13 protein-coding genes and 1 pseudogene are annotated in these 11,664 nt (G+C 44.1%); 13 read left to right on the forward strand and 1 reads right to left on the reverse strand.

Annotated features, from left to right (window positions below; translation table 11 throughout):
• Window positions 1–116 precede the first annotated feature (116 nt).
• From ACO6VE_RS22725 to ACO6VE_RS22785, 13 genes and pseudogenes are all read left to right on the forward strand, one after another.
• The gene (locus tag ACO6VE_RS22725) at window positions 117–479 is read left to right on the forward strand and encodes a hypothetical protein (RefSeq protein WP_422463611.1); all 363 of its coding nucleotides are present in this window, start codon (window positions 117–119) and stop codon (window positions 477–479) included.
• Window positions 480–488: 9 nt separating this feature from the next.
• Entirely contained in the window at window positions 489–1,292 is an 804-nt protein-coding gene (locus ACO6VE_RS22730) for a hypothetical protein (RefSeq protein ID WP_422463612.1), read from the forward strand.
• 10 nt (window positions 1,293–1,302) lie between these two features.
• Window positions 1,303–1,596, forward strand: coding sequence for a hypothetical protein (locus ACO6VE_RS22735; protein WP_422463614.1), 294 nt, complete (start codon window positions 1,303–1,305; stop codon window positions 1,594–1,596).
• Between the two features lie 262 nt (window positions 1,597–1,858).
• Complete coding sequence (locus ACO6VE_RS22740; RefSeq protein ID WP_422463616.1) at window positions 1,859–2,509, forward strand: hypothetical protein; 651 nt, start codon at window positions 1,859–1,861, stop codon at window positions 2,507–2,509.
• A gap of 24 nt (window positions 2,510–2,533) precedes the next feature.
• Window positions 2,534–3,862, forward strand: a complete 1,329-nt coding sequence (locus ACO6VE_RS22745; protein ID WP_422463618.1) for a terminase large subunit domain-containing protein — start codon at window positions 2,534–2,536, stop codon at window positions 3,860–3,862.
• A gap of 148 nt (window positions 3,863–4,010) precedes the next feature.
• Window positions 4,011–5,435 (forward strand): transposase, encoded by a 1,425-nt coding sequence (locus ACO6VE_RS22750; RefSeq protein ID WP_422447689.1) that lies wholly within the window; start codon window positions 4,011–4,013, stop codon window positions 5,433–5,435.
• Window positions 5,436–5,551: 116 nt separating this feature from the next.
• Complete coding sequence (locus ACO6VE_RS22755) at window positions 5,552–6,286, forward strand: hypothetical protein (RefSeq protein WP_422463620.1); 735 nt, start codon at window positions 5,552–5,554, stop codon at window positions 6,284–6,286.
• A gap of 26 nt (window positions 6,287–6,312) precedes the next feature.
• Window positions 6,313–7,734, forward strand: coding sequence for a DDE-type integrase/transposase/recombinase (locus ACO6VE_RS22760; protein ID WP_422463622.1), 1,422 nt, complete (start codon window positions 6,313–6,315; stop codon window positions 7,732–7,734).
• Entirely contained in the window at window positions 7,734–8,417 is a 684-nt protein-coding gene (locus ACO6VE_RS22765; protein ID WP_422448539.1) for an ATP-binding protein, read from the forward strand. Before ACO6VE_RS22760 ends, ACO6VE_RS22765 begins: the two co-directional genes overlap by 1 nt.
• A 90-nt stretch (window positions 8,418–8,507) precedes the next feature.
• Window positions 8,508–8,861: a hypothetical protein gene (locus ACO6VE_RS22770; protein WP_422463624.1), complete on the forward strand. Its 354-nt coding sequence runs from the start codon at window positions 8,508–8,510 to the stop codon at window positions 8,859–8,861.
• A gap of 15 nt (window positions 8,862–8,876) precedes the next feature.
• Window positions 8,877–10,145 carry a TniQ family protein gene (locus ACO6VE_RS22775; RefSeq protein WP_422463626.1) on the forward strand — a complete coding sequence of 423 codons (1,269 nt, stop codon included), beginning with the start codon at window positions 8,877–8,879 and terminating at the stop codon, window positions 10,143–10,145.
• 757 nt (window positions 10,146–10,902) lie between these two features.
• A pseudogene (locus ACO6VE_RS22780) lies at window positions 10,903–11,270 on the forward strand (PolC-type DNA polymerase III); the annotation flags it as partial.
• A gap of 45 nt (window positions 11,271–11,315) precedes the next feature.
• On the forward strand, window positions 11,316–11,471 hold the full coding sequence (locus ACO6VE_RS22785) for a hypothetical protein (protein ID WP_422463630.1): 156 nt from the start codon (window positions 11,316–11,318) through the stop codon (window positions 11,469–11,471).
• A 5-nt stretch (window positions 11,472–11,476) separates the two neighbouring features.
• Here the strand turns inward: ACO6VE_RS22785 and ACO6VE_RS22790 are convergent.
• On the reverse strand, window positions 11,477–11,664 hold a 188-nt coding region (locus tag ACO6VE_RS22790), incomplete at its 5' end, for a hypothetical protein (protein ID WP_422463628.1).

Here is an 11,664-nt window from a genome sequence, read left to right on the forward strand (position 1 = left end):
GAAAGTTGAGGGTTCTCTTGTGTTTTCAGAAATTATGAGTATGTCAGTTTTCTGGTTGTGGCAGCTGACGTGTATTCATCGGGAGTAGCTGGTATCTAAAGGACTTAGCATCTGTTGTGAACAAACAGATGATTAAGCAACTGCTTAAACTCAACAAGATCGACCTGTCATTGGCTCCAGTGTTTGAGTTTGAATCTATTCAAATGGATTCCATTACTGCTTATGCACAAGCAATTGCTTCTTTGGTTGGTAGTCAAGCGTTGACCCCTGATCCTTCTCTAGAGATGTATTCTCGTAACATGTTGAACATCCCTCAACTGGAAGAAGAAAAACTTGATTTTAGTGGTTCATACGACAATGTTTCTGAATCATATCCTGATCTTGAAGGTAAAGAAGATGAAGTTATTGAAGAATACAAAGAGGACGTTGATTCCTCTTTAGTGGAGCAATATGGCGAACTGCAATCTGGCAACTACTAGGAGTGAAAGATGGATAATTTTTCAGAATTCCTTCCTCAGCTTGTTGAAGCCATGCAGTCAGAAATTACTATTGATATGGTTGAGCAGTTAGCTGAAGACCCAGATTCTGTAGATGATGACTCCTTTGCTGAAACACTTCTTATTGTTGCCGCTTTGTTTCTACTCTATCAAGTCAAGATAAATAAAGAAGCGAAGCGGATTGGTAAATTGAATGGAGTTGCAGTTACCGCTGCTTCTCCTGCAATACTAAGGCAAGCTCAGAAGTGGGTTGAATACTTCCAGACAGTTCATTTAACTGATTCGATTAAGTCGATAAAGAAGGTTAGCACAAAGCTGAAACTTGCTAATGTTTCCACGAGAACTCGTCAACGCATTCTCAAGCAATTTGCTGGTGTGACCAAAAAGAAATCTGACCAGATGTTTAAAGCAATGCAAAAAATGGTGGATGGCGGCAAGACAACCACTGAAATAATTGCTGAGATGAGTCGAAGAAATAAAAGTTTCGTGAATCAACAAACGAACTTGATGCGAACAGTTGAAGGAACTAGAGCCAAAGAGCTTGGTAAGAAGTCAGCTGTACAGAGCATCAAGAAACCAAATCAAACTGTGTGGAAAATATGGGACAGTACACTCGACTCTAAAACTACAGAAACTTGCCAAAATCTTAATGGTGAACGTGTTAAGGGATTGAATGGAGTATTCAGTTCCGGTCAGCAAATGCCACCATCATTTCCACCTGTTCATTATTGTCGTAGTCGGATCATTTATTACCTTCAGAATCCAGACGGCACAGAACAACCAATCAAATTATAGGAGGCCAATAATGGCTGCAAACAGAACTTTTTATATCGTTGTAAATCCGGGAGCAACTGGTCAGACCCTGTCGGGAGAACCACAAGAATACGCAATTTATTACGCGTCTGCCCCAAGTCAAGTGACCATGACGTTTCAAACTGGCGTCACAATAGACCTCGGTGTTCCTCAGAATGGGGCAAAACATGTGCTAATGGGAGAAATCCAAGTTCAGGGAACAACTCCAATCTATCTTATGCCTGTCTATCAACAAGGACACAAAGAAGCAATCATTGCTGCTGGTAAGTGGTCTCTGTCTGATTGATTAAATGGTTCCTCATTTCGATGAGGAACTTTCCACCAATTAAAGAATAAGTGCAAAATACGAGGAAGTTAATGGCAAGGAAGTATGATCTATTCCGAAACAAGGAATACCACGAACAACGAATCTGCGAATTGCAGAAAGAGAAGGAAAAGAATATCGAACTGGATGTTCCTTTCAGAGAATACCTAAACCACTCAATAGATCACTGGATCAATCACCATGAACTAGAAATTGTGGTTATCGAAGAAGTCGGAGAAAAAGAATGAGAGAATTAACTAAGCTGGAACAACTAAAGCGTGATCTGATGTTCCAGAAATCATTAACTGGAGCACATAGAGTTAACAATAGCCAAATTGTTGAAGCGTTGGAATTCCAAATTGCTGTGTTAGAAGGTCGTGCTGAACCAATCCCTGTAAAGAAGTCTGTTTCTGTAGAACAGAAACCAGCTCAAGAAGCAGCTCCTATCAATGCATTCACCCACAAGAACAAACAGGGTGTCAATGCTATGTCTCTTGGGGCTTGGAAACATTGCAGTTGGGCAAAGACTGGTGAGTCAGTGCGACGTTTGATTGCTGGTCGCCTTTTGGCAAGTAAACTGCGTCGAGGTGAAATCGTTTGGACGGATTCCCTTGAGACAGAACAAGATCGTATTAAAGATGAGAAGATCGAACAACTGAACGAGATGGGAATTCATTTCAAGGATGTTGGTAAGATTCTGAAAATCGCAATCGAGCGTGGTGAATTGACAGTTTCTGATAAGGCACTCGCTTATCCTCTTGAAATCGAGGAATCAAAGTTGGCTTGGCTTGGGAAGGAAACCTCTCAGAAAAAGAAACGATTGGTTGAAGCTCTGATCGAACTTGGTTTCGAAAAGAACACAGAAGTTGAATTTGAGAAATGGGAGCTGGCTTAATGTCAGCTCATTGGAGTTGATATTATGAGAACTAAAATCCCAAAACGTCTCTGGGAATTAATAGATAAGATTGCCAGAGACGAACTATCAAAAGAACAGAAGAAACAAGCTGTTCATAAACTGAATAAAGTTCCAAACAAGAAGAAGATCAAGCTTCTAATTGATGTTTATCGCAGAATCATCAAAGCCCAGAAGGAATGTAACTTCACTCGATTCAATCACTGGTGTAGAACATTTGAAGAACTTCCTATTGTCTGGGCAACCGAGAAAACAGAGCATATCTTCACCGATTTCAAGAAAGACATCATGTTATTGGTTCCCCAAGAAGGGATGCAATTCAATGCTCTGTCCATGAACATCCCAGTTTATGAGTTAGGGACAAATCGAGTTCTTCGTGTTAACAACCATTCTAAATGGTTAGGAATGGGCAGTGGAGCAGGAGTTGGTAAAACTTGGACGAATCTAGCCTCTACAATTAAGTTCCTACCAATTAAAAACTATTCTCAGATAATGGTTCGTGCTCAGCACCGAGACCTTTATGGTGCTTCTGGATCAGGTGGGGTCTGGAAAGACGCTTTGAAGCTGTATGAGCCACTAATCAATAGTGGTGATGTTTTCGTTAAGAAAGGTTCTATTGAATATTCTGATGGTTCCACATTTATGTTGGATTACATATCTGAAGATAATATGCTCAGTCATCAGGGCAACGAGTACTCACATGTGCTTGCAGAGGAGATTTGCCAAATTGATAAAGCTCCATTTTTCTATTTGACTTCGAGAAACAGATTCCCATACAGCAATAACGCTGTAGCGAGACAGCTAGCGTTGATCTCTGCTACATGTAACCCAGAACCTCACCACTTCCTGAAAGATATGCTCGAACAAGGTGAATACCTTGCTCCGAACGGAACCATCAGACCTTCAATGGATGGTAAGAAGACATTCTTTGTTGCTACAGGTGAATCGTTTGATTTTGATGAGAAACAAGACGTTCTTCAAGCTCGTCATCCAGAGAAGACTAAGAACGATAGATATAAGAAATCTGCGCTGTCATTTACATTCTTAACAGGTTCCCTAGACGATAACCGTTATCTTGCTGACACAGACTACAGAGATTCATTGAGTGCTCTTCCAATAGAACAACAACAGGCTCTGTTGATGGGTTCATGGAATTTGATCAAAAACGAGAACGCATTGTTTGATTTCGACAACTTCAATCGAAATAGGTTATTTCCCGAAGATGTTCCGCTAAATACCCTTGGTAGAATCATTGTCAGCGTTGATCCTGCTTATACATCCGTACAGACCAACAAGGGTCGTATGCCCGATAGTGCCGGTATAACTCGACTCTAAAGTTTTAGTCTGATTATTGGGTCAAATTTGAGCAGGTCTCACTGCTGCTACTCGGACTTTAGCTGCGCAGAGTCTTCATCGTGGCAACAGGAGGCCTACTGTACCAAGCTTGGTTGCAAAGTAATGTATTGGCAACATTCATGTAACCATGCTCATACGTATTCTTCCCTGCGCTACTCAATTTATTGATCATCTCGATCAAGCTTTACGTCGTGATCCGCAAGCTCAGCGACTGACTATCAAGCAACGCTATTTTCTAGCATTTGTCATTTCGGCAATGATTCTGACGCAGAAGCTCTGTTGGGCAACCATGGAACGTCGAAGCCTTGGCCAATACACATCAGCCGCCTTATGGTGGATGTTTTACCGATCCGAAATTGTCTGGCATCTACTGCTACGCATTAGTGTTCTCGTCATTATTGACCGCTATGGTTTATCAGAGGGAAATCTTCTCATTGACGACACCGGGCGCTCACGATGCAAACGAACCAAAAAGATAGGCAAGACCCACAAGATCAGGGAGAAGAAGACCAGTGGTTATGTCAACGGTCAGGAGCTGGTCTTTCTGGTTTTACAAACTCCGCTGGTGACCATTCCCATTGACTTCCGGTTCTACATGCCCGACCCGAAGATGACCGAATGGCGGAAGAAAAGAGACTTGTTGAAAAAACAGGGAGTTCCTCCAAAGGATCGGCCTCCCAAGCCAAAGCCCAACAGTGAGTACCCAACAAAACAGCTACTGGCACTGGATATGATTCAGGCTTTCCAACGGCACTTTCCTGATATAAACGTCACCGGCATCCTGGCGGATGCTCTCTATGGTGATGCCCATTTTATGGATGGAGCTTCCTCAGTCTTCTCGGGAACACAGGTGGTTAGCCAGCTCCGTTGGAACCAGACGGTGATCTACAAAAACAAAGAAGTTAATTTGAAGACCTATTTTGACAGTTATCTCGGGCCTGGCGTTAAAAAAACGCTGGTCATACGAGGAGGAAAGGAGCAAAAGGTGACGGTATTGTCTGCCCGTCTCAAGGTCAAAGCCCATGGGCAGAAGCGATTTATTATTGCTTTGAAATACGAGGGAGAGGACGACTATCGCTATCTGGCCGCCACGGATGTTTCCTGGCGTCATGATGATATTGCCCGGCTTCACACGCTGAGGTGGTTGATCGAGGTGTTCTTTGAGGACTGGAAACTTCATGAAGGCTGGTGCAACAGAGCCTTGCAGCAAGGCATTGAAGGGTCTGAGCGTGGCGTGATCCTGAGCGTGCTGTGTGACCATATGTTGCTCCTTCATCCTGAACAATCTGCCCGCCTGGAACACAAGCAGCCTGCGCTTACCGTTGGCTGTCTGGTCGAGAAGCTCAGAATCGATGCGTTGCTGGATATCATCCGGACAGTTGTGGAGTCAGAAAATCCTCAGGAGCAGTTCAAGAAGCTGACGGAGTCTCTGGAAGACTACCGGCCAGTGAGAATATCCAGCAAGCATATGGCGGGCAGGGAGCTGGGGAGAATGATGCCAACTGCTTCACTCAAGTATCGTTTGCCTGAATATCAAACACTCGTGCATTAGAAACTTGAGAGTCGAGTGACATCACTCTTTTCAGGTGCCAGCCTCGTAAATTTAAAATCAAGGCTCCTGATAAAAATGGAGTGTTGAGATCAATTGACTACACCCCCGATTTTTTTGTGATCAGTAAAGACTTTATTGGTTTCATTCAGTGCAAGGACTCTGATGAAACAATTATTAAGCTTAGTCAAAAGCATCCAGGACGTTATCAGCTGGAAGATGGCGACTGGATGTATCCTGCCATTGATGAAGTTCTTGAAGGCACTGGTCTTGGTCATAAGTTCTTCATCAGGAACCGTGAGAAAACTATTAGAATTGATAACGCCTGTCATGTTGCTGATTTTATGAGAGGAAGATCATCAGCGGTTGATGAGGAACGACAGGAAGCTGTGCTTAAAACTGTTCGTGAACAGCAAGTGATCTCGGTATCAGATCTTCTGGGTTATCACGATTCAGTTAAGGTTGATGACATTTTATGGATGGTTGGGCAGGGACGATTGCTTGCAGATTTGGATAACGAGCGTTTATCAAGGCCTGCTAAGTGCCATTTGTTTGCTTCTGATGAGGTGAAAAGAAGTTTCATTAACAAGCAAAGGTCGATGGTTGCTTCTGACCTGTTGTTTTCGAATGTCCATGAAATAAAAGTTGGTAACCAATACCGTCATGGTGATAGCTATTGGAGGGTGCTGTCTCTTGATGCCCCCAGCAACTCTGTCATGGTTGAAGTGATTACTGGTAATGATCAGCCTCGTATTGACCACTATTCATATAGCAATTTTACCCTTCAGGTGAAGACCGGAGCCCTGCGCCAGGTGTACGTAATTACCATAGGCGCTATAAAAAGGCACAGATAAGGTTCGGTTGTGGTTATTACGGCCTGTTGGATGATGATGCTGGCAAGGGTAATCGATCGAAGAGGTTTTCTGAGCAGACTGAGGAGCTAATTGAAAAGTATATTGAGACCGAATTCAAAACGCCCACGGTTAAAAATATTAGTGATGTCCATGCGAGCTTTGATGCTGAGTGTGCGGAATTAGGTATTGGTACTGTTTGTCTGGAAACATTCAGGCAGAGAATTCTTGCTCATCAATCGCATAAATTAGCACTGCCTCGTCATGGTTCAAAAGCTGCTAATAATTTGCGGCCGGGTCTGGATCCCTCAATTGATACTTCTGATCCTCATGGTGAGCGGGCATATCAGAGAGCGCATACTGATCATACGTTGATTGACCTGTCTACTTTGAGAGTTCTGAGTGCTGAAGAGGCTAGAGAGCATATCAAAGCAAAGAAAAAAAATGTGAATCGAATCTGGCTTTCATTGATGATTGATGCCTATAGCCGCGCACCACTTGGAGTTTATTTGTCTTTTGATAACCCGTCACGAGCCAGTTTGATGATGGTGGTTAGAGATTGTGTACGACGTAACGGGCGGCTCCCTGAAGAGCTGGTAGTGGATGGTGGGGCTGAGTTTAAAAGTGTGTACTTCCAGAAACTTTGTGCCCGATATGGTGTCACGATCATAGATCGCACAGGTAAGGCGAAAGTCGGTTCGTTGATTGAGCGGATGTTCGGCACTCTTAATACCTCCTTTTTTTATAAAATGGAGGGCAATACACAGAATACCAGAAATATTCGCCAGATGAGCAAAGAGGTTAATCCTTACCGGTTGGCACTTTGGAATATCAAGAGGCTTAAAGAAGCGCTCGAGAGTTTTCTTTTTCAGCTCTATATAAACCAAACTCATAGTGCCATGGGGATTTCTCCAGCCACGGCTCTAAGTGAGAGTATTGAAAAACATGGCGTCAGAGATGTCAGGAATATTGAATACAGTGAGGAATTCCTGGCATTGACACTCATTGAAGACAGTCAGCTGATGCGAAAAATTCTGGTTAGCAGAGGGGTGAAATTTAATAACAAGCTCTTTTCGCATAAGAAGCTTAATGATCCCAAGTGGGTTGGGAAGAGTGTCCCGATCCGTTATGACCCAATGGATAATAGCTATATCGCAGTCTGTTTGGGGGGGGAGTGGATTCTTGCCTGTCGCCGTGAGCAGGAAGATAAATATCACGATGTTTTTTCTCGTGAAGAGATCAGTGCTGCACGCTTTTTTCAGACGAAATCGGCAAATGATGTCGTGGAAAGCCATCAGGCAGCCCAGTCCCTTGTGAATAGCAAGGAAGCTCAGCTGAAGGGGGAGATTGAGCGTGAAGCTGAGGTTGTTGTTCAGACTGAATTAAAACCCTCAAAAGGGTTGTTCAATAAGAAGATGGATCCATCAAGCCATAAACCGGAGAAATTCTAATGGCAAAGAAAGCTGCCTTATCACCTAAGTGTGCTGTCCCTGAAAGTATTCTTGCCAGCGATTCGAAGAGCAGGAAAAGCTACTTCAAAACGGAGGGTATTGTCACTCATCCGCGTTTGACGGAGGTGTCAGAAGCGTTGGACCTGGCTTTGGCGTCTGACGCAAATCAGATCATCCTTATCCCAGGTGCTACCGGGGTCGGTAAATCAATGGTGCATCACAGGAAGTATGAAAAGCTGGAAGCTCATTATGCAACGACCCTGGAGGAGAATTGCCCGGAAATACCGGTATTGTATGAAGAGGTGAGAAGTCCTCGCAGTAAGAAGTTCGAGTGGGGCGCTCTTGCCAGATCGATTCTGATTCAGTGTGTCGATATTGGTATGACCAGACGGAATTTGATGCTGAGTGACAGCTCAAGATTTCCCATTAAAGAAATGCAGAAAGTACTTGCCCGTAAAAACTCGGAGCAGGAGTTGATGAGCGCGATGGAGGAGGCGATTGAGTCTCGCCAGGTGCGCTATTTGTTTGTAGATGAGGCGCACCATTTTCTCATGAGTTGTAGGGATGAGTACCTCATGAATCTCTATATGGAAACCCTGAAGTCCATCTCCAACAAGGGGGAGCTCAAGCTGGTTATGGATGGGAATTATGAATTATTGAGGTTTCTGGAAGGAAGTGGGTAGCTGGCCAGACGAACCAAAGTCATTAATTTCTCACCTTACCTTGCCAGTTCAAGTGGCGATATTGAAGCTTTTGAAGAAGCATTCCTTTCTTTGTTTGCTTTTTATCCGGCGAAATTATCCGACGGTGTTATGGGTAGGCTGGAAGATCTGTTTGTTGGTTCCTGTGGTTGCGTGGGCATATTGAAACAGTGGATGGAGAGAGCGCTCAACCGTGCGCTTAACGACAATAGAGATTATGTCAGCTGGAAAGATTTTGAAGTAGAGCGCTTGGAGCCAATAGCGCTTAAGCGCATTGCCAAAGATATCAGGGCGGGTGAGGCCTTGATTAATTCGGTAAGTATGGATGAGGTCTGGAGTATTCTGATGGGGGAGCCTGAAAAAGAATCGAAATCTGGCTCGACAAAGCCTGGTGAGCGCAAGCCTGGCAGGGATAAGGTAGCGTAAGGAGGTACGTACTTCATGAAGGTTTCGAGTAGTCGTTTAATTCCAGTCAAAGGGATTTCACCAGGAGCGCTTATGGTAGAGGCGCTGAGTAGTCTGATAAACCGGATTTCCTTGAAGAACTTCTGTAGTCCAAGGTTTTTCATCGACTATGTGGTAAATCCTGAAGCTGGTTTTGGGGCTGCCCGAAATTCGTTATTTTCCAAAGATGGGCTTTCGGTGCTGAATAGTTATCGGAATCATGCCAAAAAGTACGGTGAGGCTCTGTCGAGACTTACTGGTATGAAAGGTCTGGAACAACATACGATGATGCCGTTCAGGGGGCTGTTTGATTCAATGGGTAAAGGAGTTATCCGGCAGGAAAAACATTGGTGCCCTGAGTGTTATCTGGATGCTATACGACAATCAACGCCTGTTTATGATCCGCTGGTTTTTTCCCTTATGGAAGTGAAAAGCTGTCCTGTTCATCAGTTGAGGCTCGTAAGTAAATGCCCGGATTGTGGCGCCACCCAGCAGGCGCTTCCTTCATCAAGAAGGGTTGGCTGGTGTACTCAGTGCGGTGGTTTTCTCGGTTATATGGGAGGTGAGGCCAGAGAGGTGACTTCCAGGGAACAATATTTTTATGACCTTTTTGAGTGCCGTCATCAATTGTTGGAGATTGATGTCAGTCAGGAATTTAAGGATGGGGTGATGATGGTTGTCAATCGTTCCGGGTGCGGTGCTGTGACAAAGTTGACCGAAGCCGTGTGCTTCTCTGATAGAACGATTTCGCAATGGGTGTCTGGTCGTTATCGACCAACGCTTACCAGCTTTCTTGATTTTTGCCTGGCAGTGAATGTTTTGCCGTCACAGTTATTGGTGAATCACCAGGATATTGCACCGAAGCTGACAGAGGCCAGATTAACTGTTCGAAAAGTGTTTAACTCGTCACTGGAGATGGAGGAGATTGAAAAACGACTGCAGACCTATGCTTTATCAGAAAAAATTACTCCATTGCCGGAAATTGCCAGCAAGCTGAAGGCGGGTGTTAGTTTTCTTTCTTATCACTTTCCTGAATTGACTCGTGCTGTGGTGCAAAAAAATCAAAGTTTGCGAAAGGTGGTGAGTGATAACCGATACCATCAATTTACTGACCAGATATCGAAGATCATTGTAGATCTCGAGAAGGAAGGAGTTGTGCCCAGTTATAACAAAGTCAGGTGTCGTATGGTTGAGTATCATGGATTTCGGTACAAAGATTTCACTCGATTATGGGGGCGGGCCATGAAGGAGTGGCAGGCCAGCTAAGACTCATATCTCGTCACTGAACGTTTCTATTCTACCTCCCGATTTTAAAAAAAATCTCATTAAGCGCTCAGATTAGAGTGCTTTTTTTGTGTGCCCAAAATTTACTCAAGTGCTTGGATGAAATTAATAATGAAAAATCCAACATAAATATCGCGAAAGTTCCCAGTATAAAGTTTCGGAAAGTGCAGAAAACAGAAGATGAAAGTTCAAACTCACAAGCATAAAGTTGCCGAAAGTTCAAAGAATCAAGAAGTAGATTTGGTGGTTACCACCATAAAGACGAAAGATGGGGGGGTTATGCTAAAAGTCACATACTGGTGTCCGTGATCACAAAAAGTGTCCGCCTGTTTTTCAAAATAGTGTCCGGAATGCCCTGTGAGTCAGGCATTCTAACACCATTTTTTTCATAAATAGTGTCCGCTTCCTCTATTTTTGTCAGGGTATATGTCCGGAAAGTTTTCGATAAACGTGTCTGATAATATTTCAACAAAGGTGTCCGGTTTTTATCAATGACAGACGTTAAGCATATTTCATTCTGTGGTAATTCTTTTATTTGATGTAATATCAATATGTTATAGTGTGTGGTTGTGAGGTTTTCCTGAATATTGTTGCGGCCTTGCGGTAATCTGGCAGTAAATATCATTAGGAATACTCATTTCCAGGGAATGATTTATATTCAGGCTAAAGACTGATGAGCCATAAAAACGCAGATACCGTTGTTGTCCTGGATTTTGAGACAACCGGATTGTCGCCCAATATGGGTGACAGAGCCATAGAGATCGGTGCAGTTTTGATCGAACATGGCAGGATAACTGACCGTTTTCAGCAGCTAATGAACCCGGGTTTTCTGATTAATGGCTTTATTTCCAGTTATACCGGTATATCCAATGCCATGTTGAAATCCGCGCCGGATTGTTTATCGGTGACCCGGGAGTTTGCCAGCTTTGTGGGTAAACATAACCTGGTGGCTCATACGCATCGTTTGACAAAAAGTTTCTGGATAATGAGATGGTGCTGGCAGGCTCTGCATATTCCGGTGCCTTTGCCTGCTCAATGCTGGCAGCGCGGAGACTATACCAGAACGCTCCCGACCATAAACTGGGAACATTGGTGCGATATAAGCGACTACCGACTGATGGTGTTTTTCACCGGGCACTGGCCGATGCAGAAATGACCGCCCATCTCTGGTTACGTATGCTGGAAGACTTGGGGGAGCAATATCAACTTTTTGACGTACCGTTTAACCTGATGCAGAAACTGGGGCGTACGGCAAAAGGTTCGGTGCATGCGTTTCTGCAAAAGCAGGTTCGGACCGAGCCTGCCTGAGTGCGCTATCCCGGTTCCTGACCCTGGTATTCATTGATGACCTGCTGAAACCAGCTATCAATCACTCCCCTGGCTTCATTTGAGGCAGTTTTGTTACAGGGGTAGTGGCACTGTCCAAACTGACCACCTCTGCTGTTCAAATGTGACCCACCCTGCTGTTTTTGTGTGACCACCCCGCTGTTCATAGTCCAGT

The sequence above is a fragment of the Endozoicomonas sp. ALB115 genome, assembly GCF_049310245.1.
GTDB lineage: Bacteria > Pseudomonadota > Gammaproteobacteria > Pseudomonadales > Endozoicomonadaceae > Endozoicomonas.